At 70.6% G+C, this 26,697-nt stretch carries 26 protein-coding genes and 1 pseudogene; 14 read left to right on the forward strand and 13 right to left on the reverse strand.

The genetic code is table 11. The annotated features are described in order from the left end of the window. Nucleotides 1-54: 54 nt before the first annotated feature. On the reverse strand, nucleotides 55-1,554 hold the full coding sequence (locus tag ACIHCM_RS03740) for an SDR family NAD(P)-dependent oxidoreductase (protein ID WP_399888496.1): 1,500 nt from the start codon (nucleotides 1,552-1,554) through the stop codon (nucleotides 55-57). 699 nt (nucleotides 1,555-2,253) lie between these two features. Here ACIHCM_RS03740 and ACIHCM_RS03745 point away from each other — a divergent pair. Next, entirely contained in the window at nucleotides 2,254-2,541 is a 288-nt protein-coding gene (locus ACIHCM_RS03745) for a hypothetical protein (protein WP_399888757.1), read from the forward strand. Here the strand turns inward: ACIHCM_RS03745 and ACIHCM_RS03750 are convergent. The 7 genes and pseudogenes from ACIHCM_RS03750 to ACIHCM_RS03780 form a co-directional block, all read right to left on the reverse strand. Next, a pseudogene (locus tag ACIHCM_RS03750) lies at nucleotides 2,508-3,115 on the reverse strand (alkaline phosphatase D family protein); the annotation flags it as partial. The gene ACIHCM_RS03745 and the pseudogene ACIHCM_RS03750 overlap by 34 nt on opposite strands. A 236-nt stretch (nucleotides 3,116-3,351) precedes the next feature. Continuing rightward, a complete protein-coding gene (obgE, locus tag ACIHCM_RS03755) occupies nucleotides 3,352-4,788 on the reverse strand; it encodes a GTPase ObgE (protein WP_399888499.1) in 1,437 nt (478 codons plus the stop codon). Between the two features lie 106 nt (nucleotides 4,789-4,894). Next, entirely contained in the window at nucleotides 4,895-5,149 is a 255-nt protein-coding gene (gene rpmA / locus ACIHCM_RS03760; RefSeq protein WP_014672692.1) for a 50S ribosomal protein L27, read from the reverse strand. Between the two features lie 14 nt (nucleotides 5,150-5,163). Then, on the reverse strand, nucleotides 5,164-5,484 hold the full coding sequence (rplU, locus tag ACIHCM_RS03765; protein ID WP_004931419.1) for a 50S ribosomal protein L21: 321 nt from the start codon (nucleotides 5,482-5,484) through the stop codon (nucleotides 5,164-5,166). A gap of 534 nt (nucleotides 5,485-6,018) precedes the next feature. Next, nucleotides 6,019-10,359 (reverse strand): Rne/Rng family ribonuclease, encoded by a 4,341-nt coding sequence (locus ACIHCM_RS03770; RefSeq protein ID WP_399888503.1) that lies wholly within the window; start codon nucleotides 10,357-10,359, stop codon nucleotides 6,019-6,021. Between the two features lie 248 nt (nucleotides 10,360-10,607). Next, complete coding sequence (locus ACIHCM_RS03775; RefSeq protein ID WP_399888506.1) at nucleotides 10,608-11,447, reverse strand: TIGR03936 family radical SAM-associated protein; 840 nt, start codon at nucleotides 11,445-11,447, stop codon at nucleotides 10,608-10,610. Between the two features lie 48 nt (nucleotides 11,448-11,495). Continuing rightward, nucleotides 11,496-12,605 carry a hypothetical protein gene (locus tag ACIHCM_RS03780; RefSeq protein WP_399888509.1) on the reverse strand — a complete coding sequence of 370 codons (1,110 nt, stop codon included), beginning with the start codon at nucleotides 12,603-12,605 and terminating at the stop codon, nucleotides 11,496-11,498. Nucleotides 12,606-12,726: 121 nt separating this feature from the next. On the opposite strand from ACIHCM_RS03780, the gene ACIHCM_RS03785 reads away from it, so the two are divergent. The 13 genes from ACIHCM_RS03785 to ACIHCM_RS03845 all read left to right on the forward strand — a co-directional run bounded on the left by ACIHCM_RS03785 (nucleotide 12,727) and on the right by ACIHCM_RS03845 (nucleotide 21,758). Further along, nucleotides 12,727-13,014, forward strand: a complete 288-nt coding sequence (locus ACIHCM_RS03785; RefSeq protein WP_399888512.1) for a gas vesicle protein — start codon at nucleotides 12,727-12,729, stop codon at nucleotides 13,012-13,014. Beyond that, entirely contained in the window at nucleotides 13,011-13,478 is a 468-nt protein-coding gene (locus ACIHCM_RS03790) for a gas vesicle structural protein GvpA (protein WP_399888515.1), read from the forward strand. The genes ACIHCM_RS03785 and ACIHCM_RS03790 overlap by 4 nt, the downstream gene beginning before the upstream one ends. Before the next feature lie 3 nt (nucleotides 13,479-13,481). Next, nucleotides 13,482-14,195 carry a GvpL/GvpF family gas vesicle protein gene (locus tag ACIHCM_RS03795; protein WP_399888518.1) on the forward strand — a complete coding sequence of 238 codons (714 nt, stop codon included), beginning with the start codon at nucleotides 13,482-13,484 and terminating at the stop codon, nucleotides 14,193-14,195. Between the two features lie 42 nt (nucleotides 14,196-14,237). After that, nucleotides 14,238-14,492: a gas vesicle protein GvpG gene (locus ACIHCM_RS03800; protein ID WP_399888521.1), complete on the forward strand. Its 255-nt coding sequence runs from the start codon at nucleotides 14,238-14,240 to the stop codon at nucleotides 14,490-14,492. Beyond that, nucleotides 14,489-15,082, forward strand: coding sequence for a hypothetical protein (locus ACIHCM_RS03805; RefSeq protein ID WP_399888524.1), 594 nt, complete (start codon nucleotides 14,489-14,491; stop codon nucleotides 15,080-15,082). The genes ACIHCM_RS03800 and ACIHCM_RS03805 overlap by 4 nt, the downstream gene beginning before the upstream one ends. Beyond that, nucleotides 15,075-16,205, forward strand: a complete 1,131-nt coding sequence (locus ACIHCM_RS03810) for an SRPBCC family protein (RefSeq protein ID WP_399888527.1) — start codon at nucleotides 15,075-15,077, stop codon at nucleotides 16,203-16,205. Before ACIHCM_RS03805 ends, ACIHCM_RS03810 begins: the two co-directional genes overlap by 8 nt. Nucleotides 16,206-16,248: 43 nt before the next feature. Next, nucleotides 16,249-16,740 carry a gas vesicle protein gene (locus tag ACIHCM_RS03815; protein WP_399888530.1) on the forward strand — a complete coding sequence of 164 codons (492 nt, stop codon included), beginning with the start codon at nucleotides 16,249-16,251 and terminating at the stop codon, nucleotides 16,738-16,740. A gap of 3 nt (nucleotides 16,741-16,743) precedes the next feature. After that, nucleotides 16,744-17,565 (forward strand): GvpL/GvpF family gas vesicle protein, encoded by an 822-nt coding sequence (locus ACIHCM_RS03820; RefSeq protein WP_399888533.1) that lies wholly within the window; start codon nucleotides 16,744-16,746, stop codon nucleotides 17,563-17,565. After that, nucleotides 17,562-17,819 carry a gas vesicle protein gene (locus tag ACIHCM_RS03825; protein ID WP_399888536.1) on the forward strand — a complete coding sequence of 86 codons (258 nt, stop codon included), beginning with the start codon at nucleotides 17,562-17,564 and terminating at the stop codon, nucleotides 17,817-17,819. Before ACIHCM_RS03820 ends, ACIHCM_RS03825 begins: the two co-directional genes overlap by 4 nt. Then, nucleotides 17,816-18,232: a gas vesicle protein K gene (locus ACIHCM_RS03830; protein ID WP_399888539.1), complete on the forward strand. Its 417-nt coding sequence runs from the start codon at nucleotides 17,816-17,818 to the stop codon at nucleotides 18,230-18,232. The genes ACIHCM_RS03825 and ACIHCM_RS03830 overlap by 4 nt, the downstream gene beginning before the upstream one ends. A 128-nt stretch (nucleotides 18,233-18,360) precedes the next feature. Then, entirely contained in the window at nucleotides 18,361-19,059 is a 699-nt protein-coding gene (locus ACIHCM_RS03835; protein ID WP_399888542.1) for a DUF899 domain-containing protein, read from the forward strand. 97 nt (nucleotides 19,060-19,156) lie between these two features. After that, nucleotides 19,157-19,987, forward strand: coding sequence for a class II glutamine amidotransferase (locus ACIHCM_RS03840; protein WP_399888545.1), 831 nt, complete (start codon nucleotides 19,157-19,159; stop codon nucleotides 19,985-19,987). 196 nt (nucleotides 19,988-20,183) lie between these two features. Continuing rightward, complete coding sequence (locus ACIHCM_RS03845; RefSeq protein ID WP_399888548.1) at nucleotides 20,184-21,758, forward strand: recombinase family protein; 1,575 nt, start codon at nucleotides 20,184-20,186, stop codon at nucleotides 21,756-21,758. Nucleotides 21,759-22,170: 412 nt separating this feature from the next. Here the strand turns inward: ACIHCM_RS03845 and ACIHCM_RS03850 are convergent, their stop codons facing one another. From ACIHCM_RS03850 to ACIHCM_RS03870, 5 genes are all read right to left on the reverse strand, one after another. Next, on the reverse strand, nucleotides 22,171-22,554 hold the full coding sequence (locus ACIHCM_RS03850; protein WP_399888743.1) for a DUF6879 family protein: 384 nt from the start codon (nucleotides 22,552-22,554) through the stop codon (nucleotides 22,171-22,173). 73 nt (nucleotides 22,555-22,627) lie between these two features. Then, nucleotides 22,628-22,774, reverse strand: a complete 147-nt coding sequence (locus ACIHCM_RS03855; RefSeq protein WP_399888760.1) for a hypothetical protein — start codon at nucleotides 22,772-22,774, stop codon at nucleotides 22,628-22,630. A gap of 169 nt (nucleotides 22,775-22,943) precedes the next feature. Then, nucleotides 22,944-23,105 carry a hypothetical protein gene (locus ACIHCM_RS03860; RefSeq protein ID WP_399888551.1) on the reverse strand — a complete coding sequence of 54 codons (162 nt, stop codon included), beginning with the start codon at nucleotides 23,103-23,105 and terminating at the stop codon, nucleotides 22,944-22,946. 29 nt (nucleotides 23,106-23,134) lie between these two features. Further along, entirely contained in the window at nucleotides 23,135-25,060 is a 1,926-nt protein-coding gene (locus tag ACIHCM_RS03865; protein WP_399888554.1) for a TIGR03960 family B12-binding radical SAM protein, read from the reverse strand. A 98-nt stretch (nucleotides 25,061-25,158) separates the two neighbouring features. Next, nucleotides 25,159-26,661, reverse strand: coding sequence for a CHAD domain-containing protein (locus ACIHCM_RS03870; RefSeq protein WP_399888557.1), 1,503 nt, complete (start codon nucleotides 26,659-26,661; stop codon nucleotides 25,159-25,161). Between the last annotated feature and the right edge of the window lie 36 nt (nucleotides 26,662-26,697).

A 26,697-nucleotide genomic window follows, 5' to 3' on the forward strand; every position in this document is an offset into this window, starting at 1 on the left:
CTGTGGGAAGGGGACCGGTCTGGGCTGCGTCTCCGTACGGCTACCGGTGGGCGATCAGGCCACGTCGTCCTGGCGGTCGAGGACCCTGGCCAGCGCCTGCTCGAAACCGGAGGCCTGGCCGGCGCCCGCCGTCGGGTCCTGCTGGCGGACGTCGATGACATGACCGGTCAGCTCGGACAGCAGCACGTCGAGCGAGGTACGCGCCACCGCCTCGGACGAGAGCAGCGAGCCGGCGGGCTCGTCGCCGAAGGCCTTGGTCCGCATCGGTGTCGCGGTGCGCTCCGGGTTGATGCAGTTGACGCGGATGCCGTCGCCGGCCCACTCGTCGGACAGGGCCTGGGTGAGGTTCACCATGGCTGCCTTGGTCGAGGAGTAGAGGGAGTACTCGGCGCGGCCGCGGGTGTAGCTGCTGGAGGTGTAGAGCAGCAACTGCCCCTCGGTCTCGGCCAGGTACTTGTACGCCGCACGGGCGATCTGCACCGGCGCCAGATAGTTGACCTTCAGCGCCTCCTCGATGGCGGCGTTCCCGGTCTCGGCCAGCTTGCCGATGCGCAGTACACCCGCGGTGTTGACGACGTGGTCGATCCGGCCGGTCTCGGCGTACGCCTTGGCCAGCGCGTCGTCGACCTCCTCCGGGTTCTCGACATGCGTGCCGGTCGTGGAGCGGCCGAGGGCGTACACGTGCGCGCCGTAGGACTCGGCGAGTTCGGCGATGTCCTTGCCGATGCCGTACGAGCCGCCGAAGACGACGACGGTCCTGCCGGTCAGCAGTTCGCGGTAGTCGTCCGCGCCGATCTGCTCCGGCGCCGCCGTGGAGCCCAGCTGGAACAGCTTGTCGGCGATGAAGACGTCCACGGGCTGGGTGACCTTCATGTTGTACTCGTCACCCGCGACGACGTGGATGGGCACGTCCGGCAGATAGCGCAGGACGACCGAGCAGTCGTCCGTGGCCTGGAAGTTGGGGTCGCCGGCCGCCACCTCGTAGGCTCGCTTGATCGTGGAGAGCCTGAAGGCCTGCGGGGTCTGACCGCGGCGCAGCCGGGCCCGGTCGGGGATCTCGGTGATGAACTCGCCGTCCTCACCGTGCGTACGCGTGACGATGATGGTGTCCGCGGACGGGATGGCCACGTCGACCGCCTGGTAGCGGTCCAGCGCGCCCACGCACTCACCGATGACGCGCTGCGACAGCAGTGGCCGTACGGCGTCGTGGAAGAGGACGTTGAGGTCCTCGCCCTCCGCCAGGCCCTCGCCCAGCGCGGCGATGGCGCGCTCGGTCGTCTCGTTGCGCGAGGAGCCGCCCTCGATGACCCGGGAGACCTTCCTGAATCCGGCCCTGGCGACGATCTTCTCGACGTCGGGCACATAGCCCGGCGCCATCAGCACGATGACGTCGTCGATGGAGTCGGCCTTCTCGAAGGTGGTCAGCGTGTGCTCGATGACTGCCTTGCCGGCGATCTTCAGCAACTGCTTGGGGATCGACAGACCCACGCGCTGACCGGTACCACCGGCAAGGATCACTGCGGTGGTTCGGGGCTTGGCTATGTGCTGTGACACAGGTGACCTACCTCGTGGCGACTGGGAACTTGCAAAGGGTCGCACTTGCGGTTACCGCCATGCAAGGCGAAGGACCGCGGCCGAAAATGTACACGCAACCTGCCATTCACCTTGCATGACCCGCGGCCCTGGCGGACGTTTCGTGGACATGCGTGCAAATGTTGTGAGTAACCGCACAGGGATTTGCGATCGGCGGGTGAGGGGCGCCACTCCGCGTAAGTCCCGTATAAGTGAAGGCGTATCGGCCCGGCGCCGCCGGAGCCGTTTCACACAGCGCTTCCCGAGGACCTTCACCAATTCCCTGGAAGGCGCGTGAAGACGTGTGGTGCACCGTGCGGACGTGGTGGGCGCGGTGCGCCGCAAGGGCGCGGCGGCGACCAGCAGGGAGGAGTCCGTGAAGCGCGCGCACCGCGGAGTGCGGATCTTCACATCCCGCGAAGATGGGGTGCACGCGTTCTTCATATACGTCACGACACCACTGCGAACTAGTCTGGAATACGGCTCGCCAGGGCATCCTATTGCGCCGGAATTACCTGCTGGCATTCCGCGGCATTTCGGTCTTCGCGAGCGTGAGTGATCGATTCACCGTATCCCGGACAGGCGACGGCGAGTTCTCCGGATGACCGGGGAGTTTCTCAAACGTGCGTCTCCTGCCGTGCCGGCCACAGGCGTTCACAATCACAACCACTGGGCTCTCGCGTGACGGCCGGACGCGCGACGGGGCGTCACACCACCCGCACCCCGGGCCGCCCCGCGTCCACCCGCAGTCCCGCCGGCGTGCTCGGCGTGGCCCGCGGCTTCAGCACCGTGTCGATGATCCTCACCCGCGCGTCGATGCCGTCCGGGCGGATGTCGAAGGCGCGGGCGGGTCACGCATCCGTCGAGCAGCCACCGCTTCTGGCGGGCGCCGAGCAGGGTGAGCCCCGGGTTGTGCGCACCGGCCTGGCTGGTGGCCTGGTCGCCGCGGTACTGGGCGTGGACTCATAGATGTACTCGCCGACGAAGAGGACGACGGGGGTCCTGGGCCGGCATGTCGGCGTACGGCGTGAAGTAGCCGTGCTGCCAGTTCTGGCAGCACGCGAGCGCGACGCCCAGGGTGCCGCCGGAGCTGCGCGGTGGGGCGCGGTGCGGGCGCGGCCGACGAGCGAGAGCCTGCCACCGGCGCGGAAGCGGTACCAGTACGCGGCCCGGGCGCAGCCCTCGCTCCTCCACCTGAACGCTGTGCCCGTACTCGGGCCGGGCCTGCGCGACACCGCGCCGCAGCGGCCTTTCGAGCCGCTCGCTGTCGCCGATCTCGCACTCCCCCGGCACCGCGCGGCCGGGCATGCCGCCGCCGTTTCGCGGGTCGCGGCGCGAGCCGGGTCCACAGCACGACGCCGTCGGGGAGCGGATCGCCGGAGGCCACACCCAGGCTGAACACGCCCTCGGGCAGCGGTGTCCCGGCGGCCCGGGCGGCGGACGGCAGCGACGGCTGGGCGGAGGCTGCGACGCCGGCCACCGCGGCCGAAGCGGTCAGAAAACGGCGCCTACCGGGCGAAACGGGTCCGGTCACTTCGGTCATCCGGCGGAACCCCGTTGCCCCGGTGGCCCCTTGGACACTTCGGAAGCTCCACGCCCCGCTGGTCCGCCCGCTGCACTCAGGGACGCGCGCGCATGACAACCGGGCAGACAGAAACGGACCCGTTGCGGCACGGGAACGACGCGTCGAACGCCGCCTTGCCGCAACGGGTCCTGCAGATCATCAGGCGACTGCCGTCGCACCGACGTCCGCTATGAGGCCCGGTCCGTCCCGGCCGTCTAGAACGGCTCGAAGTCGTCGAACGCGTGCTCGATCTCGTCCCGTTCGGCCTGCCGGTCCCGGCGTCGCTGCACCGCGGGACGCTGCTCCTCCATGCGGTGGTCCTCACCACGGCGGCCCAGCATCTCCGCACCGGCCATGACGCTCGGCTCCCAGTCGAACACCACGGCGTTCTCCTCGGGACCGATGGCCACGCCGTCCCCGGAGCGCGCGCCGGCCTTCATCAACTCGTCCTCGACACCGAGCCGGTTGAGCCGGTCGGCGAGATACCCGACCGCCTCGTCGTTGTTGAAGTCGGTCTGCCGCACCCAGCGCTCCGGCTTCTCGCCCCGTACCCGGAACAGACCGTCGTCCTCACGGACGACCGTGAAGCCCGCGTCGTCCACGGCCTTGGGCCGGATGACGATCCGCGTCGACTCCTCCTTCGGCCGGGCGGCCCGCGCCTGCGCGACCAGGTCGGCCAGCGCGAAGGACAGCTCCTTCAGCCCGGTCCGCGCCACCGCGGACGCCTCGAACACGCGGTAACCGCGCTCCTCGAGGTCCGGCCGGACCATCTCCGCGAGATCCTTGCCGTCCGGCACGTCGATCTTGTTCAGCACGACGATCCGCGGCCGGTTGTCCAGCCCGCCGTACTCCCGCAACTCCGCCTCGATGACGTCGAGGTCGGAGGCCGGATCGCGGTCGGACTCCAGGGTGGCGGTGTCCAGGACGTGCACCAGCACACTGCACCGCTCGACGTGCCGCAGGAACTCCAGGCCGAGCCCCCTGCCCTGGCTGGCGCCGGGGATGAGTCCGGGGACGTCGGCGATGGTGTAGACGGTCGAACCGGCGGTGACGACACCGAGGTTCGGCACGAGCGTGGTGAAGGGGTAGTCGGCGATCTTCGGCTTGGCGGCGCTGAGCACGGAGATCAGCGAGGACTTGCCGGCGCTCGGATACCCCACGAGCGCCACGTCGGCGACGGTCTTGAGCTCCAGTACGACGTCCTGGAGGTCGCCCGGCTCACCGAGCAGCGCGAAGCCGGGCGCCTTGCGCCGGGCGGACGCCAGCGCGGCGTTGCCGAGGCCGCCCCGGCCGCCCTGCGCGGCGACGAACGAGGTGCCGTGCCCGACCAGGTCGGCCAGCACGTTGCCCGCCTTGTCCAGCACCACGGTCCCGTCCGGCACCGGCAGCACCAGGTCCTGGCCGTCCTTGCCGGAGCGGTTGCCGCCCTCGCCGGGCTTGCCGTTGGTGGCCTTGCGGTGCGGGGAGTGGTGGTAGTCGAGCAGCGTGGTGACCGACTGGTCGACCGTGAGGATCACATCCCCGCCGCGGCCGCCGTTGCCGCCGTCGGGTCCGCCGAGCGGCTTGAACTTCTCACGGTGGACGGAGGCACAGCCGTGGCCCCCGTTACCCGCGGCGACATGCAGTTCGACGCGGTCCACGAAGGTGGTCATGGTCTGGTGCCTCCAGTTACGTACGGGAATGTCTCTTGAGCAACACGCGAAAGGCGGACCCGCTTCCCCGTGAGGGAAGTGAGGTCCGCCTCGCGAAAGCTTCCGGTCAGGCGACCGGAACGATGTTCACGACCTTGCGGCCACGGTGGGTGCCGAACTGCACCGAACCGGCCTGCAGCGCGAACAGCGTGTCGTCGCCGCCACGGCCGACGCCCGCACCCGGGTGGAAGTGGGTGCCACGCTGGCGGACCAGGATCTCGCCCGCGCTCACGACCTGACCGCCGAAGCGCTTCACGCCGAGGCGCTGAGCGTTGGAGTCACGACCGTTACGGGTGGACGATGCGCCCTTCTTGTGTGCCATCTCTCCTCAGTCCCTTACTTCGCAGCCGCGGGGATCTCAGTGACCTTGATCGCCGTGTACTGCTGGCGGTGGCCCTGACGACGGCGGTAGCCGGTCTTGTTCTTGTAGCGCAGAATGTCGATCTTCTGGCCCTTGTGGTGGTCCACGACCTCGGCCTGGACCTTGATGCCGGCCAGCACCCACGGGTCGCTGGTCACAGCGTCGCCGTCGACGACGAGCAGGGTCGAGAGCTCGACCGTGTCGCCAACCTTGGCGGTGGAAATCTTGTCAACCTCAACGATGTCGCCGACAGCAACCTTGTGCTGGCGGCCACCGCTGCGCACGATGGCGTACAAGCGGATCTCACTCTCTCGCTCGGGAACGGCACCCCCGCAGTCCAGCCACCCGACATACGAAGCGGCCTCTCCGAGACGCCCGGCGTCCCGGAGGAAGAGGTTTACGGGGATGTGGCGCGCCACTCGACACGCCGACGGTCAAGGTTACGGGGCCCGGCTTGAGGGGTCAAACCGGGCCCCGCGCGGTGCCGACCACATCACCGCATTCACCTTCTCGATGGCTTGGTCTTGCCGTCGGCGAGCAGCCCTTCGTGCCGGGCAGGAAGCTGCGCTTCCCCGCGACCGGGCAGGAGCCGCTCTCCTCGTTCTTCCTGCGTTTCTTGCGCGCCTCGGCCGCCTATTTCTTGGCGTCCTTCAGCTTGGTCCTCGGCCTTCGAGAGACCGGCCCTGGCCTTGCCCAGCGCCTTGCTGGCGTACCAGAGGTCCCTGGCCCCGCCGATCGTGGCGAACGTCAGTCGCACAGCGCGCACGCACGAGCGCGGGGCACCCCGTGACATCGGGTGCCCCGCGCTCGACTGCTTGTCCGAGGGGCGGTCAGTCCTCGGTCGAGACCGACACGCCCGGCTGGGACTGCTCCGCCGCAGCCGTCTTCTTCGACGCCGTCTTGGCGGTCTTCGCGGCGGTCGCCTTGGCCGCGGTGGACTTCGCCGCCTTCTTGGCCGTCGCCTTCTTCGCGACCGTCTTCTTGGCCGCGGTCTTCTTGGTGGCGGCCTTCTTCGCCGTGGCCTTCTTCGCCGTCTTGCGGGCCGCGGTCTTCTTGGCCGGGGCGGACTCGGCCTCCTCGGTCCCGGCGACGGCCTCGTGGGCGGCCTCCCTGGCCTCCACGAGGGCCTGCTCGGCCTCGTGGGCGGCCTGCTCCGCGACCGGCGCCTGCGTCTCCGCCGACGGCACGACCGTCACGGCCTCCTCCTCGGACGCGGTCGGCGCGGTGGCCTTGCGGACCGCACGGCGGCGCGGACGGGCGGGGGCGGCTGCCTCGGCGGGCACCTCGGCCTGCTCCGGCTGCGCCGTCTCAGGCACCTCCGGCGTCTCCGGCACGGCCGGTGCGGTCTCGGCGACCGTCACCACGGCCGCCTCGGCCGACGCGGGCGAACCGGCAGGCGCGCTCACCTTGCGGGTCGCGCGACGGCGCGTACGGCCCTTGGGCGCGGCCTCCTCGGCGGGAGTCTCCGCCGGGGCGGCCTCGACCACCGGGTCCTCGACGGCCATCGGCTCGGCGTGGGCCGCCGCGGCCGGCTCGGGCTGCACCGGACGCGCGGCCTCCTCCTCGGCCGTCACGTCCTGGGCCGTGGGCACCGCCGTACCGGCTCCGTCCGCCTCGCTCTTCAGCGCGGGCGCGCCCGCCGGAGCGGACACCCGACGGCTCGACCGGCGCCGCGAACGACCGCCGCGGGAGGCCGCGGCCTCGGCCTCGGCGACGCTGCTGTACAGCTCCTCGTCCGGCGCGAACTCCGGTGCGGGCAGCGCCACCGGCTCGGCGACCTCGGCCGCGACCTCGGACTCGGTCTCCGCCTCCTCCTCGACGGTCTCGCCGGTCTCGACGATCGCGCCGGCCACCGTCTCGTGGGTGTGCTCCGGCTGCTCGGCACCGGCCCGCGCGCGCTTCTTGCGCTTGCCGCCGCCACCGATGGCGGCCGGCTGGTCCAGGTGCACGATGACGCCGCGTCCGTTGCAGTGGACGCAGGTCTCCGAGAAGGACTCCAGCAGACCCTGACCGACCCGCTTACGGGTCATCTGGACCAGGCCGAGCGAGGTGACCTCGGCGACCTGGTGCTTCGTGCGGTCCCGGCCCAGGCACTCCAGCAGGCGCCGCAGCACCAGGTCCCGGTTGGACTCCAGGACCATGTCGATGAAGTCGATGACGATGATGCCGCCGAGGTCGCGCAGCCGCAGCTGGCGGACGATCTCCTCGGCCGCCTCCAGGTTGTTCCTGGTGACCGTCTCCTCCAGGTTGCCGCCCTGGCCGGTGAACTTGCCGGTGTTGACGTCGACGACGACCATCGCCTCGGTCCGGTCGATCACCAGCGAACCGCCGCTGGGCAGCCAGACCTTGCGGTCCAGCGCCTTGGCGAGCTGCTCGTCGATCCGGTACGTGGCGAAGACGTCGACCTCGGAGGTCCACTTCTGCAGCCGTTCGGCGAGATCCGGCGCGACGTGCGAGACGTAGCCGTGGATGGTCTGCCAGGCGTCGCCGCCGCTGACGACGACCTGGGAGAAGTCCTCGTTGAAGATGTCGCGCACGACGCGGACGGTCATGTCCGGCTCGCCGTACAGCAGAGTCGGCGCGTTGCCGCTCTTGGCCTTCTTCTGGATCTCCTCCCACTGCCCCTGCAGCCGCTCGACGTCCCGGCGCAGCTCGTCCTCGCTCGCGCCCTCGGCGGCGGTGCGCACGATGACGCCCGCGTCCTCGGGGACGATCTTCTTGAGGATCGTCTTCAGCCGCGACCGCTCGGTGTCGGGCAGCTTGCGGCTGATGCCGGTCATCGAGCCCTCGGGCACGTACACGAGGTAGCGGCCCGGGAGGGAGACCTGGCTGGTCAGACGGGCGCCCTTGTGCCCGATCGGGTCCTTCGTGACCTGCACGAGCACGGACTGGCCGGACTTCAGGGCGGATTCGATGCGGCGCGGCCCGTTGGCCATGCCCAGCGCCTCGAAGTTGACCTCGCCGGCGTACAGCACCGCGTTGCGGCCCTTGCCGATGTCGATGAAGGCGGCCTCCATCGACGGCAGCACGTTCTGCACCTTGCCGAGGTAGACGTTGCCGACGTACGAGGTGGACTGCTCCTTGTTGACGTAGTGCTCGACGAGCACGCCGTCCTCCAGGACGCCGATCTGCGTACGGTCGCCGTGCTGGCGGACGACCATCACCCGCTCGACGGCCTCGCGCCGGGCCAGGAACTCGGCCTCGGTGATGATCGGCACCCGGCGCCGGCCCTGTTCGCGGCCCTCGCGGCGGCGCTGCTTCTTGGCCTCCAGACGCGTGGAGCCCTTGATGGACTGCACCTCGTCGGACGGCTCGCCGCCCTTCTCCCGCGCGGGCCGCGGCTCGCGGACCTTGACGACCGTGCGCTCGGGGTCGTCGGCGGACGGCTCGGCCTCCGTGCCGGAGTCCCCGGCCCGGCGGCGACGGCGACGGCGACGGCGGCTGCTGGAGGACGAGCCCCCGGAGTCCGCGGCGGACCCGTCGTCCTCGTCGGCGTCCTCCTCGACCTGCTCGGCGGTGTCCTCGGCGTCCTGCGCGGCCTGCTCGGCGGCGAGTTCCTCGCTGTCACCGTCGGCGTAGTCCCCGGACTCGCCCCGGCGACGGCGGCGGCCACCCCGGCGGCGACGGCGACGGGACCCGGACTCCTCGCCCTCGTCGTCCTCGACGGTGCTGCCGGCGGCCTCCTCGGCCTCCTCCGCCTCTTCGTCCACGGCGGTCTCGGCGGCCTGCGTCTCAGGCTCCTCCGCGGCTCCGGCACCCCGGCGCCGGCGACGACGCCGCGCACCGGCCGGCTCCTCCTCGGGGAACTCCTCGGCCTCGGGGGCCTCCTCGGCGGCCTCGGCGGCCGCTTCGGCGGCGGCCCGCTCGGGCGTCTGGAACCTCGGCTCGGTGAACACCGGCGGCTGGAACACCGCGACCGCGGGCCGTGCGGGCGGACGCACCGCCTCGCCCTCGGCGGCCTCGGACTGCGCGGGCGCGGCGAATCCGGTCGCCGCCTTGCGCACGACCCGGCGCCGCGCACGACGCGAGGCACCTCCCTGGTCGGCGGAGGCCTCGGCGGGCTCGATCGCGGCGGTCTGCTCGGGCTCGGCGGCCTGCTCGACGGCGGCCTGCTCGACGGCGGCCTCGGCGGACGCCTCGGCCACGGCACCCCGGCGGCGACGCGTACGACGCGGCGCGCCGGCCTGCTCATCGGTGGCCTCGGCGACCTGCTCACCGGCGGTCTCGGTGGCCTCCTCCGGGGCACTGTCCACCGTCTCGGCGGGTGCCGTCACCCGGCGCGTGGCCCGGCGGCGGGTCCGCCGCTCAGCGGCGTCACCGGCCTCCTCGGCGGCGCTGTCCGCGGGCGTCTCGGCAGCGGGAGCGAGCTCGTCCTGCGGCAGCGCCTCGGCGGCGGGTACGACGTCCTCCTGCTGCGCGGCCTCGGCGGCGGCCGGCGCAGCGGCCGGCGCGGACACCCGGCGGGTCGCCCGGCGACGCGTACGCCCGGCGGGCGCGGCCTCCTCGGCGGGCGCGACGGCGGCGGGCGCCTCCACGCTCACGGACGCGGCAGCGGCACTCTCGGCGGGTGCGGCACTCTCGGCGCCCTCCACGGTCACCGGCGCACCGGCGGGCGCGGACACCCGGCGCGTGGCCCGGCGGCGGCGCGGCGCGGCGGGTTCCTCGACGACGTGGGCGACGGGGCTCTCGTCCACCGGCTCGGTGGTGGGGGCGCCAGCCGGCACCACGGTCTCGGCGGCCTCGGCGGCGGCCGGCGCACCGGCGGGAGCGGACACCCGGCGGGTCGCCCGGCGACGCGTACGCCCGGCGGGCGCGGCCTCCTGGGGAGCCGCGAGCTCCTCGGCGGTCTCGTCGGTCTCCTCGGCGCCGGCGACCTCTTCCGCCTCGGAGGCCTGGACGGCCTCCTCGACATCACCTGCCTCCTCGGAAGCGGCGGAGGAGAGGTCGGTCGCAGCGAGGTCGGCGGCCTCGGCGGCCGGCAGATCGCCGGTGGCCAGGTCGGCGGCGTCGGCGGCCGGTATGGCCGGCTCGACCGTCTCCGCGGGCGCCGCGGACGTGGCGGCGGGCGGTCCCGCCGGCCGGGAAGCGGCACGGCGCCGACGACGCGGCGGCAGGGTGTCGCTGGGTGTATTGAGTTCGGAACCCTCGGTGGGTTCGATCGGCTCGAGCATGCGGGCGTTTCTCCCGTCAGGCTCCCGGGCGCCGCACCTGGTCCGGCAGTGATGCCGGTGACGTCCGCGGCTCGCGCGATGCGCTGCTGCCGCCGTCCGGGGCGCGGGCGCCGCACGGGAGCTCTCTGTTGTCCTGTCTCGCCGGTTCCGTACGCCGTGTTGCGTACGGCCTGGCGAAAGTCTTCTGGTCGGTGCGCCGCCCGACCCAGGTGGCTCCCGAGTACAAGGGCTGCGCTACGACGTCCGTCCTACGCGGGACCTGCCTCGCGGTCAGGCGCGAGCGGGTCTGTCACCGTGCCGGTCTCTTCATCGAACAGCCCCTGCGCCAGCCTGGTCACCGCTGCGGGGACCGGCGGCGCCAGGTCGGCCACGGCGCGGAGACCGGACAGGACGTCGTCGGGTCGTACGGCAGGCGTCACGTGCCGAACAACCAGCCGCAGTATCGCACAGGGCTGGTCGGTCGGCCTATCAGCCTGCGGATCCTGCGTTTCCGAGGTCGCACGGCTGTCACGGCTTTCACTGTTTTCAGTGCGTTCGAGACGCCCGGGATCTCCGCCGCCCTCGGCACCCGCGGCATCGCCGAGGTCCACGAGGCCGTCGGTGCTGTGCAGACTCACCACGGCCGGGCGGGCGTCGAAGGTGCGGACGCCGTTCTTGGTCATCCGCTGCACCTCGACGACCTCGGCCGCGTTGAAGGCGGCGACGGCGCGTGCGGCGTCGGCCGGGTCCACGCCGTTCAGCCGCAGCTCCCAGACGGAGGCCGTCAGCCGGTCGGCGAGCCCCGACGTGCGGGCCTCGACCGCGTCGACGATGTCGAGGCCGGTGGGCAGCGACTCGTCGAGCAGGATCCTGAGCTTCTCCGGATCGCGCGGCGCGGTGAGCGCGATCTCCAGATACTCCGCCTCACTGCCCGTGCCGGTGGGTGCGGCATTGGCGTACGACACCTTCGGGTGCGGGGTGAACCCCGCCGAGTAGGCCATGGGCACCTCGGCGCGGCGCAGCGCACGCTCGAAGGCGCGCTGGAAGTCACGGTGGCTGGTGAACCGGAGGCGGCCGCGCTTGGTGTAGCGCAGTCGGACGCGCTGCACCGCGGGTGCAGGCGGCGGGCCTTCGGGCTGTCGCTTGCCCAGTGTCGTTCAATCCTTCGTGAGAGCGGTCGTACTGCTACCAAGAGTACGTGTCCCGGCGGCCGTAGGTTCCCGCCGGACGGCCGTCCGCCCCGGCCGCGGCCCGCCGAAGAGCATCCGCCGGAAGTCGGCCCGCGCCTGCCGCACGCTCGCCCGTGCGGACGCCAGCGCCTGCCGCGAGGCCCGCCCCACGGCACGCAGCGCCTCACCCACCGGCCGCAGCACAGCGTCCCGGACCAGATGACCGGCAGGCGTGAGCACGCGCGCGTAGACCCATCGCACCGGTTCCACGAAGATCCACCGGAAGAGGCTCGCGAGGAACCGGCCGACGGTGAGCGAGATGTGCCCCGCGACCCGCCAGGCGTGCCCCAGCGCGGCCCCGATCTCGCGCCCGACGACCGCCAGTACGTGCCCGGCGGGCACCAGGATCCAGCGCCACACGGCGAGCGCGGGCAGCACGAGCAGGATCCGGCAGGTCCAGTACAGGGCCATGCCGATGCCCGTGACGATCATGCGCACCACCCAGGCGAGCCCGTTCAGACACCACACCAGCGCCCGTCCGGCCGGCGCGAGAACCCACTCGTAGAGCCGGACGGCGGGCACCACGAGGAGGTGGCGCACCAGCCATGCCACCGCGGTGAACACTCCGCCGCCGACGACCGCGAGCACCGCGCCGACGCCTGTCAGGACCCACATGATCCCGATCCCCACGGGGGTGAGCACGCGCGCGTACAGCCACCCCAGCCCGGCGGCGATTCCCCGCCCGGCCCAGGCGAGCGCGTGCCCGAGGGGCGTCAGGGCGTATCGGTACAGCCACAGGCACGGCGCGACGACGAGCACGTTCATGAGCCAGGCCAGCGCCCGGCCCAGGGGGACCAGGACCCAGCGCCACAGCGCGACGAACGGCCACACGAACACCGCCCGCCCCAGCCACAGCAACGCCCGCCCGGCCGGCCTGAACACCGTGTCGTGGAGGAACCGCGCCGCGACGGCCAGCGCGTCCCACGCCATGCGCACGGGGAGGACGACGAGCAGCATCACGATCCGCACCGGAACGCGGATCGCGACCACGAGGCACCCGTCAGGTGGCTGGTGAGCAGGCGGTTTTTCCAAGTCCATACCGGCGTAGACGCCACAGGCGGCGCTCCGGATCCACACCGGCACCCGAAAACCTGCTGACCGGAGCGATAAAGGCGGAGGTTTTGGGAGACACGGGTGATTGACAGTAGTTGGTGATGATATGCCTGGAAACGAGAGAGTCTCGGCCGCCGAGGCGATGCGGCAGGCGTCCGACCAGCTCGCGGAGCTGCTGGGCCGACGACCGGAATCCGTCTCCGCGCTGAAGCCCACGGAGGACGGCTGGGAGGCCGAGGTCGAGGTCGTCGAGCTGGAGCGCGTGCCCGAGACCACGAGCGTGATGGCCAGCTACGAGGTCGCGATGGACCCGGCCGGCCAGCTGCTGGCCTACAAACGCAGGCGCCGCTACACGCGCGCCCAGCTCGACCGGAACGGAGGGAGCAGATCGTGACTGTGACGCCGGGCGGTGGCGCGGTCCCCGCCCCCAGCTCAGGCTCCGGGAACCTCTACGACGTACTGGAGTTGGTCCTGGACCGCGGTCTGGTGATCGACGCTTTCGTACGGGTCTCCCTCGTCGGCATAGAGATCGCCAAGATCGACGCCCGCATCGTCGTGGCCAGCGTGGACACCTACCTGCGCTTCGCCGAGGCCTGCAACCGGCTGGACCTGGAAGCGGGCCGCAAGGCCCCGGCCCAGCTGCCCGACGTGATGGAACGCGTCACCGAGGGCGGCGCCAAGGGCAAGAGCAAGGGCGCGCTCAGCGGCGCCGTGGAAGCCTTCACGGAATCCCTCCAGGGCGGCCGCGACGAGATGGAGAGCGGTGAACGGCCCCGGCGCGGCAGGGAGGAACGGCGGGAGCGCGAACCCGTCGAGCGCCGGTCCGAGCGCCGTTCCTCCAAGGACCGCGAGGAGTGAGTGATGTCGCTGTACGTCTATGCCATCACCGAGGCATCACACCCCTTGCGTCTCGACGACCTCAAGGGCGTCGGAGAGGGGCCCTCCGAGTTGCGCGTGGTGCGCGGCGACTCACTGTGCGCCGTGGTCAGCGAGGCCCCGGAGGATCTGTCCGTCGCCCGGCGGGACTTGGAGGCACATCACGCCGTGCAGGAGCGGCTGTGGTCCGACGGTGTCTCCCTGCCGCTGGGCTTCGGGTTCGTCGCCCAGAACGACGAGGCGGTACGCGCCGTACTGGAACAGGGCGCCGACCAGTACGCCCAGCGGATGGCCGAACTCACCGGCCGGGTGGAGTTCAACGTCAAGGGTGTGCAGGACGAGGACTCGCTGCTGCGGCGGATCATCGAGGACTCCGACCGCGTACGTGAGTTGAACGAGGCGACCCGCGACGGCCGCGGCAGCCCCGAGCAACGCATGGAGCTCGGCCAGCTCGTGGCCCAGGAGGTGCAGGCCCGCGAGGAGGCGCTCGCCACGCAGATCGTCACCGCGCTGCGGCCGTTCGTGCACGCGGAGAGCCTGTCGCCGGGCTCCGAGCAGTATTTCGTCAACGCGTCGTTCCTCGTGGACGACGACAAGTCCCAGGACTTCACCGACGCCTGCGCCGAGCTGACCGGGCAACTGCCCGACGGAGCCGAGCTGCGGCTTCGCGGTCCTCTGCCGCCCTACAGCTTCGCCTGACACCCATCGACGGCACCGAGCCGCACGACACAAGGAGGCACCGTGGGACTGGTCTACGAGGTCCTGGCACTGCCCTTCGCTCCGGTGCGAGGCGTGGGCTGGGTGCTCGACAAGGTCGTTCAGGCCGCGGAGAACGAGTACTACGACCCCACCCCCATCCAGGCGGCGCTCGCCGACCTGGAGCGGGCGCGCACGGAGGGCCGTATCGACGAGGAGGACTTCGCGGCACGCGAGGAGGAACTGCTGGGACGGCTGGAGGAGATCAGGCTGTACCAGCTCAGGAGGTCGGCATCATGAGCAACGCCAAGATCGGAGCCGCCCTCGTCGGCGGCTATCTGCTGGGCCGCAAGAAGAACGCGAAGGCCGCCCTGGGGCTCGCCATGGCGATCGCCGTGAAGCGCGCGAAGGCCGGAGACCTCGCCGAGGTCCTCGCACCCGTGCTCGGCAACCTCAACCAGCAGGCCCGCAACGAACTGGCCGGCGCGACCAAGGCGGCGGTGGGTTCCGTACTGAACGCGCAGGCCGGTCACCTCGCCGACGCGCTGCACCAGCGCACCGAAGGGTTGCAGGGGCAGGACGGGCAGCGGAGCCGGCAGCAGGACGAGGACCGCGAGGAAGAGGAGCCACGCGAGGAGGAGGAGCCACGCGAGGAAGAGGAGCCCCGCGAGGAAGAGGAGCCCCGCGAGGAGGAAGAGCCCCGCGAGGAGGAAGAGGAGCCCCACGAGGAGGAGGAGGAGGAGCCGCGCGAGGAAGAGGAGGAACGGCCCAAGGCCCGGAAGACGGCACGCCGGCCCTCGTCGAAGCCGAAGTCCGGCAGCGGGGCGTCGCGCAGGACGTCCTCCAGGTCAGGCGGTTCCTCGCGAAAGAGGGAGACGGACGATGACTGACGGCAAGACGTCCGGGCAGGGCTCGCCGGGCGGTACCGGACTCCTGAAGAACCCGGGCACGAACAAGCTGGTGGAGGAACTGGGCAAGTACGCCGAGGCCCGCCTCGAACACATGCTGACCGGCGTGGGAAACAAGGTGGGCGACGCGGCGAACCGGATCGGCTCCGCCCAAGTGGGCCCCGGCCCGCTCGTCCACGCCCTCGGCAAGGGCGGCAAGCTGCTCGGCGGGCAGGTCGCGTCCCAGGCCAAGGGCACCGCAGCGCACGCCAAGGACGCCGTGACGGACAAGATCAAGGAAGCCACCGGGCAGCGGCACGGGGCGTCGCACGGCGGCGGAGGCAAGAGCATCACCATCATCGAGGACATCGACGTCGGCGTCCCGGTGCGTGAGGCGTACGACCAGTGGACGCAGTTCACGGAGTTCGGACGGTTCACCAAGGGCGTGGTCAGCGTCGAGCAGAAGGACGACACCACGACCCAGTGGCAGGTCAAGATCGCCAAGGCGAGCCGGGCCTGGACCGGAACGATCACCGAGCAGGTGCCCGACGAGCGGATCGCCTGGACCTCCGAGGGGGCCAAGGGCACCACACGGGGTGTGGTCACCTTCCACCCGGTGGCCGAGAACCTCACCAAGGTCCTCCTGGTCCTCGACTACTTCCCCAAGGGACTGGTCGAGAAGACCGCGAACGTCTGGCGGGCCCAGGGCCGCCGCACCCGGCTCGACCTCAAACTCTTCCGCAAGTTCGTGATGCTGCGCGGCGAGGCGACGGGCGGCTGGCGCGGAGAGATCCGCGAGGGCGAGGTCGTCCGCGGCCCGGACGAGGCCGAGGAAGAGGACCGCGAGACCCGCGGGGAGGAGAGGGACCGGCCCGGCGACGAGGACGAGGGCGAAGAGGCGCAGCCCGAGGACCGCTACGACGAGCGGGACGAAGGCGGCAGGGGCCGCTCGAAGGACGAGCCCCGGGACGAGGACGAAGAGGACGAAGACGAGGACGAGGACCAGTACGACGACTACGACGAGGAGGACGAATACGAGGACGAGGACGAGGAGGACGAGGACGAAGGACCCGAGGACCGCGACGACGAGGAAACCCCGGCCGAGAGCCGCCGGCGCAGCAGGTAGCCGGCGACGCCGAGCCGCTTCCAGGAACGAGGTCGAGGACGCTGTGACCGAGCCCCCATCTGCCGGCCCCTCCCCTGCGCGGACGCTTCAGCCGTACAACCAGGGAACCAGTGCCAACCTCGCCGACATACTCGAGCGCGTGCTCGACAAGGGCATCGTCATCGTCGGCGACATCAAGATCGACCTGCTCGACATCGAACTGCTCACCATCCGGCTCCGCCTGCTGGTCACCTCGGTGGACAAGGCCAAGGAGATCGGCATCGACTGGTGGGAGCGCGACCCGGCCCTGTCGTCCCGCGCGGACGGCACCCGTGACCTGGAGGAACAGAACGCCCGCCTGCGCGACGAGGTCGAGCAGTTGCGCAGGCAGATGGCCCGGTCGCAGACGGAGCTGCCGGAGGGCACCCGTGGCCGCCGCCGTCCCCGCGAGCGCGACCCCGACCCGGCGCGGGAACGGGACCGGGATCGCGAGCCCGGCACCGAGCCCCGGCGCAAACGCGGCAGGAGCGCCGAGGACGACGAGGGCCGGAGTTGACCCATGGACGACCAGCTCAGCTACGTGTACGCCGTGCTCCGCCCCGGCACCTCCCCGGAAGGCGAGGCGCTCACCGGCGTCCTCGGGGTCACCGACGCGCCCGTCGCGCTGGTGCGCCACGGCGATCTGGCGGCGGCGGTCAGCCCGGTGCCCGAGGCGGACTTCTCCGAGGCCGCCCTCAAGGCTCACCTGGAGGACCTGGACTGGCTGGAGGACGTGGCCCGCTCCCACCACCACGTGGTCGAGACGCTGGGCGCGCACACCACGGTGCTGCCGCTGCGGCTGGCGACGGTGTACCTCGACGACAACCGCGTCCGCGACATGCTCGCCGAGCGACGGCAGACCCTCACCGCACTCCTCGACCGGCTCGCCGACCACGTCGAATGGGGCGTGAAGGTCTACGCCGACGCCTCCTCCGCGGACGCGCGGCCGTCCACGTCACCCCCCGAGGGCGCCGCGGACGAGCCCGACCCCGGACGCGCCTACCTGCGGCAACGCCGGCACCAGCGACACGCGCGCGAGGACGCCTGGTCGTCCGCCGCCGAGGCCGTCCGCCGTATCGAGGAACAGGCCGGGAGCCTGGCCGTGGCCCGCGCCCGGCACCGGCCCCAACAGGGCCGCCTGGCCGGCACGACCGGGGAGAACATCGCCAACGACGCCTATCTCGTCCCGCGCGGCCGGGGCGAGGAGTTCCGCGAACGGGTCCTGGACGCCGCCGAAGGGCTTCCCGGCGTACGGGTGGAGGTCACCGGGCCCTGGGTGCCGTACTCCTTCGCCCAGGTGCCGCAGACCCAGGCCGCCCCGGAAGGAGCGCGACAGCGGTGACCGTCCACGAGGATCCCCCGCTCGCCCAGCGCCAGGTTGCCCTGATCGACCTGCTCGACCGGCTGCTGAGCGGTGGTGTCGTGCTCACCGGTGACGTCGTCCTGTCGATCGCGGACATCGACCTGGTCAGGATCTCGCTGCGGGCGGTGATCGTCGCCGTTCAGGAGCAGCAGTGGGAGGTGGCCCTTCCAGGGGCCGGGCCCTCGGGAGAGGTGCTGCCGGGAGACACGCGCGTCGAAGGCGGCGGCCCATGACGGACCCCGCTGACCGCCCGCCGCGCTCCGACCGCCTGGACGAGGTGGCCGACGCCGCGGCACGCGCTTTCGCCCTGCTCCCCGCCCGGCCCGACGAAGTGCCGCCGCCCCTCGGCGACCAGGACGAGGGATCCCCGGTCGCCCACCGGCTCCGGACCGACCCCGAGACGGTGGAGCGCGACCTCATCAAGCTGGTGCTCACCATCGTGGAGCTGCTCCGCCAGCTCATGGAACGTCAGGCCCTGCACCGCGTCGACCAGGGCGGCCTCACGGAGGACCAGGAGGAGCGCCTGGGCCTGACCCTGATGATCCTCCATGACCGTATGACGGAACTGTGCCGCCGCTACGACCTCACCATGGACGACCTCAATCTCGACCTGGGCCCCCTGGGACCCCTGCTGCCGCCGCCCTGACGCCGGCGGAATGCACCCGCCTGCGTCGCGATCCTCGGCCCCACCAGACCGGCGGGCGATGAGTTCCAGGGCCGGCCGGAGTCCACCTCATGACAGGCGGAACCCGCGCACGAGCCCTGTGAGGAACCATGACCACCCAAGCGCTACCACCCGTCGTCGACACCGAGACCTGGGAGCAGCGACTCCGTACGCTGCGCGCCCGGGAGAAGGCCGCGACCCGGGAGCTCGACGCCATCGCCGCCGAGCGCCGCCGGCTGCCGATGGTCGAGATGCCCGACTACGTCCTCGAGGGCGAGGACGGCCACGTCCGGCTCGCGGACGTCTTCGGCGGCAAGAGGCAACTGATCACCTACCACCACATGTGGTTCCCCGGCGAGGAGTGGCAGTGCCGGGGCTGCACCGGCTTCACCTCGCAGTACACCCGCCTCGAGTTCCTGGACAGCTACGACGCCCGGTTCGTCGTCGTCACCCAGGGACCGATCGACGAGGCACTCGCCTACAAGCGGCGGGTCGGCAACCGGATGACCTGGTACTCGACCGCCGGCAGCTCGTTCGGGGCCGACGTCGGAGCACCCCCCGGCGGCGGCTTCGCGGTCAATGTGTTCCTGCGTGACGGCGACACCGTTTACCGCACCTGGCACACCGACGGCAGGGGCACCGAGCAGCTCAGCCACACCTTCGCCCTGATCGACCTGCTGCCGTACGGCCGCCAGGAGGAATGGCAGGACTCCCCCGAGGGCTGGCCCCAGTCACCCACCTACAGCCGCTGGCCGGCCTCCAAGGACATCGCGGCCGCCTACGGCCCGGAATCCCAGGGTGCGACGTGAGCACGTGAACCGAGCCGGGCGTGCCGCGAGTGCCCTGGCAGCCGATACCTGTCGCAGGGGTGTCGCCGTCCTCCGCCAGAGGAAGGTGGGTGCGCGTATGTGCCGCTGGATCGCCTACTCCGGCACGCCTGTGCTGCTCAGCCACGTCCTGTTGGAGCCACAACACAATCTGATCGACCAGAGCCTGCACTCTCGCATGGGAGTGGAGACCACCAACGGCGACGGCTTCGGCATCGGCTGGTACACACAGGACCTCACCACACCGGCGATTCTTCGGGACGTGGGCCCGGCCTGGAACAACCAGAACCTGCAGGAGGTCGCTCACCACGTACGCTCAGGTCTGTTCTTCGCCCACATCAGGGCGACGACCGGAACAGCCGTGCAGCAGACCAACTGCCATCCCTTTCGAAAAGACCGCTGGCTGTGGATGCACAACGGTGAGATCAGCGAATTCCACCGGCTCAAGCGTGACCTCGCGCTGGCCGTGGACCCCGCCCTCTACTCCGGAATCGAGGGTTCCACCGACTCCGAACTGATGTTCTTCCTGGCCCTCACGTTCGGTCTCACCGAAGATCCGCCGGGTGCCGTGGCGCGGATGGCCGGCCTGGTCGAGGAGACGGGACACCGACACGGCGTGCGACACCCCCTGCAGATGACCCTCGCCGTGGCCGACGGTGATCGCCTCTGGGCCTTCCGCTACTCCAGCGAGGGCTCCTCGCGGTCCCTGTACTACAGCACCCGAGTGGATGCTCTGCGCGCCCTTCACTCGGACGCCGCATTCCTGCGGGGGATCGGCGACGAGACCCGCCTTGTCGTGTCCGAACCCCTGGGCAACCTCCCCGGGTCATGGAGCGAAGTGCCCGAGAGCAGTTACGGCATCGTCCAACCGGGCGGGGACGCGCTCCACGCCTTCCAGCCCCGCAGGTGAGCTCGCTCGAGCTCACCACCCACCCACAAAGAGGCGAGCCCTGCGAGAATTCCTGACCTCGCAGGCTCATCCACCGATTACTTGTTCACCACCGTAAGAGGCAGAAGCTTCTTACCGGTCAGGCCGATCTGGATCTGCGTGTCCATCTGCGACCATAACGAGAAAGTTCAACATCCAGCCTGTACGCTCCGCGACCATGAAGACGTACGACATCGAGAGCGAGTGGACCACCTCGGACCTGGCCCTCCTGGAGGACCTGAAGCGGGCGGAGGCACTGCTCCCCGAGGACGCCCCGCGCGCACTCCTCTCCGTCCGCCTGTCCGTACTTACGGAGGACACGACATCGCCGGTGCGGCAGGAACTCGACCTGCGTCTCCTGGCCAGAGAGAAGGGGTACCGCGTCGTCGGCGTCGCCTCCGATCTCAACGTGTCGGCGACGAAGGTTCCGCCGTGGAAGCGGAAGGAGCTCGGGGAGTGGCTCAACAACCGGGCCCCGGAGTTCGATGCTCTGCTCTTCTGGAAGCTCGACCGCTTCATCCGTCGCATGACGGACCTGTCCACGATGATCGAGTGGTGCGAGCGGTACGGGAAGAACCTCGTGTCGAAGAACGACGCGATCGACCTCAGCACGACCGTGGGCCGAATCATGGTCACGCTCATCGGCGGCATCGCGGAGATCGAGGCGGCGAACACGTCGACCCGCGTGACGTCGTTGTGGGACTACGCACGCACGCAGGACTCATGGCTCGTCGGCAAGCCGACCTACGGCTACGTCACGACGAAGGCGGACGGCAAGCCGGCACTCGCCATCGAGCCGAGCGCACACAAGGCACTGCACTGGGCCCGGCGCATGGCACTCCGGGGCGTCTCCGCCCGCCGCATGGCCCTCTGTCTCGTCCGCTCCGGCCTCATGTCGGCAGGACTCACCACGTCGACTCTCCTCCGCCGCCTTCGTAACCCCGCACTCATGGGGTACCGGGTCGAGGAGAACAAGCAGGGCGGGAAGCGACGGAGCAGACTCGTGCTCGGCAACGACGGGAAGCCGATACGAGTCGGCCCTCCGATTTTCACCACGGAGGAGTTCGAGACCCTTCAAGCGGCACTCGACCGCCGGGGCAAGAACCAGCCCACCCGGCAGACGGGCGGAGCGACACAGTTTCTGGGAGTCCTGATCTGTGTCGACTGCTCGACCAACATGACCGTGCAGAAGAACATGAGCAACGGCCGGAGCTACACCTACCTGCGCTGCGGCAAGTGCAAGGGCGGCGGCCTCGGAGCACCCAACCCGCAGGACGTGTACGACGTCCTCGTGGGCGACGTGCTCCGCGTCCTCGGCGACTTCCCCGTCCAGGTCCGGGAGTACGCGAAGGGAGCCGAGGCACGCGCGGAAGTGAAACGGCTCGAAGATGCCGTCTCCTACTACATGGCGGAGCTCGAACCAGAGGGCCGCTTCTCGAAGACACGGTTCACTCGCGAGCGAGCGGAGAAGACGCTCGACAAGCTCACGGAAGAGCTGAACGCCATCGATCCCGAGACCACGCAAGACCGTTGGGTCCTCGTGCACAACGGCAAGACCTTCCGGGAGATGTGGGAAGCGGGCGGCATGGAGGCCATGGCCGAGGACCTTCGCCGCGTGGGCGTCACGTGCGCGGTGACTCGCACGAAGGTCAAGGGGGTGCGCGCCCCGTCCGTACACCTGCGGCTCAAGATCCCGCGCGACGTCCGCGAACGACTGGTCATCAAGGGTGACGACTTCGCCGCAAGGCTCTGACGAGGGAGCAGGGACAGCCATCTCCGGGCGGCTCGGTCAGCCAGACCCGGAGGTGTTCCGGCTTGACGGCCGGTGCGGGCTCCGGATTAGAAGACTCTCCCGCTCCTTCTGGGAGCGGACACCGTAGCTCCCGCCGTTCAGCGGCGGTAGAGCTGGCCACTCCGTGAGGGGCCGCGACCCCGCGGGGCTCGCAGTGACGTCGAGGACATCCCGAAGCGCAGACGGTACTGCGCGACTTCCACCCAACGCTGAGGCGCGGCTCCGTGCTGCCCTCGGCCAGCGCCAGGAGTCGCCAGCCCTTGAACATCACGATCGAAGTCGTCTGGACTTGTGAGGTCTGCGCCCCCCTCGTCGAGGGAGAGACGCACGACTGCGGCCGTGCCCCGCAGGAAGAGGGTGCGACCGGTGGCTATCAGCTTCGGCCATGACCGCTCGTGGGGCGCAGTCTCCCAGCACGAGTACCGGCGCATGGCGCAGAACCCAGGACACACTCTCGCCTACCGCGTGCACTTCGCCGCCATCGGATGGGCGGACAGGCAGGGACACGCAGGCTTCGAGCCCGGCCGGCTGGCCACCCTGCTGGGCAAGAGAGCGGTCGAGTCAAGACGTGCACTCGCCCCTTGCTCTTGCCCTCGCCGCGCAACCGCTTCAGGTCTTCCGTGTACGCGGACGAGTAGGCGTGCGGGTCGACGCGCTTGCCTGCCCGGAAGGCTTCGAGCTCTTCCGCCTCCTGCGGCACGAGGTACTGGGGCAGGGTCTCCAGCCGCCACGCTTCGGACTGGAAGCCCCGGAGCATCGCCCGCCACTCGTCACCATCCAAGAGCACCAACGGCCTCCCGAAGAACGCTCTCGGGGATCTCCACGAGCCCTTACCCCTGCGGGGGAGTGAAGGCGTCGGACACGTCGCCCTGAACCACGATGGAGCCGGACGCGGTGCGGTAGACGTTCGGGCAGTCGTCCTCTCCACACGTGCCGTTGCCGTTGCCAGTCAGCCGAGACAGTTCTTCGCGTGCCATGCGGAACTTCCCCTTGACTTGTCGGCCCGGTCCGGCGCCGGAGAGGACCGTACGGGGGCCGCTCGCGGCCGTCCATGCACAGACGTGACTCATGCACGTTGTCGCATAAACAGGACCCCACGAACGCCGAGAGGCGCCCGGACCAGATCGTCCGAACGCCTCTCTTCGCCTACACCCACTCGACCGCCGAGACGATGCCCGGGTCACGCCGAGGGGCGGGAAGCGGCGTGCGCCGCTTACGGCGGGGAGCCTGCTCGCGCTCCGTCGCGCCGAGCCCTCGGAGGGCTTCGATGCGGTCCGCCTCGGGTAACTCGGCAAGCGCCTCAGCCATCCGCTGGATGGCATCGCCGCTGGTCACGGCTACTTCTTGACCGTGAGCGGGAGCAGCTTCTTGCCGGTGGGGCCGATTTGTATAGCCGTGTCCATCTGCGGACACACCCCGCAATCGAAGCAAGGAGTCCACCGGCAGTCCTCGACCTCGGTCTCGTCGAGGGCGTCCTGCCAGTCCTCCCACAGCCAGTCCTTGTCGAGGCCGGAGTCGAGGTGGTCCCAGGGCAGGACCTCCTCGTACGTCCGCTCGCGCGTCGTGTACCAGTCGACGTCCACGCCGAACTGGACCAGCGCCTTGTCCGCGCAGCCCATCCAGCGGTCGTAGGAGAAGTGCTCGCGCCAGCCGTCGAAGCGGCCGCCGTCCTCGTAGACCGCGCGGATGACGGCGCCGATGCGGCGGTCGCCGCGGGAGAGCAGGCCCTCGACGATGCCGGGCTTGCCGTCGTGGTAGCGGAAGCCGATGGAGCGGCCGTACTTCTTGTCGCCGCGGATCTTGTCCCGGAGCTTCTCGAGCCGGGCGTCCGTCTCCTCCGCCGAGAGCTGCGGCGCCCACTGGAACGGCGTGTGCGGTTTGGGTACGAAGCCGCCGATCGACACCGTGCAGCGGATGTCGTTCGAACGGGAGACCTCGCGGCCCTTCTGGATCACGCGCGTCGCCATGTCGGCGATCTGGAGGACGTCGTCGTCGGTCTCGGTCGGCAGACCGCACATGAAGTACAGCTTCACCTGACGCCAGCCGTTGCCGTAGGCCGTCGCGACGGTCCGGATGAGGTCCTCTTCCGAGACCATCTTGTTGATGACCTTGCGGATGCGTTCCGAACCGCCCTCGGGGGCGAACGTCAGGCCCGAGCGACGGCCGTTCCTGGTCAGCTCGTTGGCCAGGTCGATATTGAAGGCGTCCACGCGGGTCGACGGCAGCGACAGTCCGATCTTGTCGTCCGTGTAGCGGTCGGCGAGGCCCTTGGCGATGTCGCCGATCTCGCTGTGGTCGGCCGACGACAGCGACAGCAGGCCGACCTCCTCGAAACCGGTCGCGTTCAGTCCCTTCTCGACCATGTCGCCGATGCCGGTGATCGAGCGCTCCCGCACCGGGCGGGTGATCATGCCGGCCTGGCAGAAGCGGCACCCGCGGGTGCAGCCGCGGAAGATCTCGACGGACATCCGCTCGTGGACGGTCTCCGCCAGCGGCACCAGGGGCTGCTTCGGGTACGGCCACTCGTCGAGGTCCATCACGGTGTGCTTGGACACCCGCCACGGCACGCCCGACTTGTTGGGTACGACGCGCGCGATCCGCCCGTCCGGCAGGTACTCGACGTCGTAGAAGCCCGGAACGTACACCCCGCCGGTCCTCGCCAGCCGGAACAGCAGTTCCTCGCGGCCGCCGGGGCGGCCCTCCGCCTTCCAGGCGCGGATGATGTCGGTGGCCTCCAGGACGGCCTGCTCGCCGTCGCCGATCACCGCGCAGTCGATGAAGTCGGCGATCGGCTCGGGGTTGAAGGCCGCGTGGCCGCCGGCCATGACGATCGGGTCGTCGACGGTCCGGTCCCTGGCCTCCAGCGGGATCCCCGACAGGTCCAGCGCGGTCAGCAGGTTCGTGTAGCCGAGCTCGGTGGAGAAGCTGACGCCGAGCACGTCGAAGGCCTTCACCGGGCGGTGGGCGTCCACGGTGAACTGCGGGACGCCGTGCTCCCGCATCAGCGCCTCCAGGTCCGGCCACACGCTGTACGTCCGCTCGGCGAGAACGCCCGCACGCTCGTTGAGGACCTCGTAGAGGATCATGACGCCCTGGTTGGGCAGGCCCACCTCGTAGGCGTCCGGGTACATGAGCGCCCAGCGGACATCACAGGCGTCCCAGTCCTTGACGGTGGAGTTGAGCTCACCACCGACGTACTGGATCGGCTTCTGCACGTGCGGGAGCAGGGCTTCGAGCTGCGGGAAAACCGACTCGACAGACATCGTGGGACTTTCGTGAGCTGACTGGGGGTACCCCCGGCCGGAGGCTGGGGGCGGGGTGACCATCAAGCCTAACGCGGCCGGGGCACCCGTTCGCACGCTCAGATCCCGGCCGCCCCCCTCGTCGCCTTCCACACCCCCGGCAGCTCCTCCTCCACCTGCTCCGCGCGCCGCTGCTCCGCCGTGTACAGCACGCCGTACGTGAACGAGTGCTCACCGGCCGCGTGTGCCTGCTCGGCAAGCTCCTTCAGGGCCTCCCGGCCCATCACGCTGTCCTGGTGCTCGCCGAGCAGCTTCTGCAGGTCCTTCATCGAGGACTTCAGCTTCGACGCCGGCTTGCCAAGCCCGGGGGCCGCCGCCTCGGCCGCGTACCGCGCCCGCTTGGCCTTCTTGCGCGCCTCGTGCAGTGCCACGTCGCGGTCCTTCCCGGGCGGGGTGACGAGGGCGTGGTCGACCAGTCCGGCCAGCACGTCGTAGGCCTTGCGCACGGCCTTGGCCAGTTCCTTCGACGGCTGGCCGGCCGCGGCCGCTCGCAGCGGGGGGTCGGCGAGGAGCGCGTCCAGCGAGGTGAGCAGCGCGAGGTAGCGCGGCCCGTTCAGTACGTCGATGATCTCCCGCCGCGCGTCCTCGCTCCGCGCCGTCGACCAGGAGCGCAGTCGGTTACGGACGGGTCCCACGACCAGGGCGGGCGGCAGTTCCCGCACCGCGTCGCTGATCCGCTCGGCCAGTACTTCCTGGTCGCGGCCCGCGCCCAGCTCACCCGCGAACCATTTCAGCTCGTCACCCACCGGGTCGGTGACGGCCCGGTCGAGGATCTTTCGGTACGACTTAAAGGTGCTGCGCATCCGTCGGGTGGCGACCCGCATGCGGTGGACCGAGTCCTCCACGTCCCGGCGCACGGCGGGGTCGAGCTCGACGATGACGTCCCGCTGGGCTCGGACGTAGGCGAGCACATGGTCACCGGCGGTGACCGGCTCGGCGCGGTCCTCATGGCGGGGCTGCCCCTTCCCGCCGGTCTCGGCCAGCGCCCGGGCGAGTTTCGAGGGGGCCTCGGAGGGCCGTACCCCGGCCTTGCGCAGCCGCTTGTCGACCTTGTCGAGGAAGGCCGGGTCGCCGCCGTCGGCGAGCTCCACCTCGATCTCGGTCCACTCGGCCTTCCCGCCGCTGCCGGTGAGCCGTTCGGCCTGCACGGAGTCCACGCTGACCTCGGCGAGCAGGTGTCCGTCGAGGTCCACGAGATGGCGTACGTCGCGCGTGGTCCGCAGCCGTACGACGGGTGCGAGGTCGTCGTCGCGTACCCGGGAGCGGACCAGGGCGCCCAGCGTGGACGGCACCCTGTCGGACAGGGGCGCGTGGATCTCGTCCCGCACGCCGCTCGCCACCGGGAACTTCAGGTGCCATCCGGCGTCCGAGCCGCCGGTGCGGCGGCGCAGGGTGATGGAGGAGGCCGCCAGGCGTTCGTCGGCGGTGTCGTAGTAGGTGGCGTCCAGGTCGGCGACGCCCTGGTCGAGGACTGCCGCGACTCCGGCGACGCCGGTCAGGTCGGGCAGTCCGCTGTCGTCGGACTCGTACTTGCGCTCGATCTCACGCTTCGTATCCGCCATGAACCGAATCTAATGGGAGTCGGAGCACCACGGCAG

Source organism: Streptomyces sp. NPDC052023 (assembly GCF_044548465.1).
Classification (GTDB): Bacteria; Actinomycetota; Actinomycetes; order Streptomycetales; family Streptomycetaceae; genus Streptomyces.

Bases quoted from the DNA above. Each gene is read 5' to 3' on its own strand.
- obgE (WP_399888499.1), bottom strand. From the start codon at position 4,788: ATGACCACCTTCGTGGACCGCGTCGAACTGCATGTCGCCGCGGGTAAC.
- rpmA (WP_014672692.1), bottom strand. From the start codon at position 5,149: ATGGCACACAAGAAGGGCGCATCGTCCACCCGTAACGGTCGTGACTCC.
- ACIHCM_RS03770 (WP_399888503.1), bottom strand. From the start codon at position 10,359: ATGCTCGAGCCGATCGAACCCACCGAGGGTTCCGAACTCAATACACCC.
- ACIHCM_RS03780 (WP_399888509.1), bottom strand. From the start codon at position 12,605: ATGGACTTGGAAAAACCGCCTGCTCACCAGCCACCTGACGGGTGCCTC.
- ACIHCM_RS03785 (WP_399888512.1), top strand. From the start codon at position 12,727: ATGCCTGGAAACGAGAGAGTCTCGGCCGCCGAGGCGATGCGGCAGGCG.
- ACIHCM_RS03795 (WP_399888518.1), top strand. From the start codon at position 13,482: ATGTCGCTGTACGTCTATGCCATCACCGAGGCATCACACCCCTTGCGT.
- ACIHCM_RS03805 (WP_399888524.1), top strand. From the start codon at position 14,489: ATGAGCAACGCCAAGATCGGAGCCGCCCTCGTCGGCGGCTATCTGCTG.
- ACIHCM_RS03810 (WP_399888527.1), top strand. From the start codon at position 15,075: ATGACTGACGGCAAGACGTCCGGGCAGGGCTCGCCGGGCGGTACCGGA.
- ACIHCM_RS03820 (WP_399888533.1), top strand. From the start codon at position 16,744: ATGGACGACCAGCTCAGCTACGTGTACGCCGTGCTCCGCCCCGGCACC.
- ACIHCM_RS03830 (WP_399888539.1), top strand. From the start codon at position 17,816: ATGACGGACCCCGCTGACCGCCCGCCGCGCTCCGACCGCCTGGACGAG.
- ACIHCM_RS03835 (WP_399888542.1), top strand. From the start codon at position 18,361: ATGACCACCCAAGCGCTACCACCCGTCGTCGACACCGAGACCTGGGAG.
- ACIHCM_RS03840 (WP_399888545.1), top strand. From the start codon at position 19,157: ATGTGCCGCTGGATCGCCTACTCCGGCACGCCTGTGCTGCTCAGCCAC.
- ACIHCM_RS03845 (WP_399888548.1), top strand. From the start codon at position 20,184: ATGAAGACGTACGACATCGAGAGCGAGTGGACCACCTCGGACCTGGCC.
- ACIHCM_RS03850 (WP_399888743.1), bottom strand. From the start codon at position 22,554: ATGCTCCGGGGCTTCCAGTCCGAAGCGTGGCGGCTGGAGACCCTGCCC.
- ACIHCM_RS03855 (WP_399888760.1), bottom strand. From the start codon at position 22,774: ATGGCACGCGAAGAACTGTCTCGGCTGACTGGCAACGGCAACGGCACG.
- ACIHCM_RS03860 (WP_399888551.1), bottom strand. From the start codon at position 23,105: ATGGCTGAGGCGCTTGCCGAGTTACCCGAGGCGGACCGCATCGAAGCC.
- ACIHCM_RS03865 (WP_399888554.1), bottom strand. From the start codon at position 25,060: ATGTCTGTCGAGTCGGTTTTCCCGCAGCTCGAAGCCCTGCTCCCGCAC.
- ACIHCM_RS03870 (WP_399888557.1), bottom strand. From the start codon at position 26,661: ATGGCGGATACGAAGCGTGAGATCGAGCGCAAGTACGAGTCCGACGAC.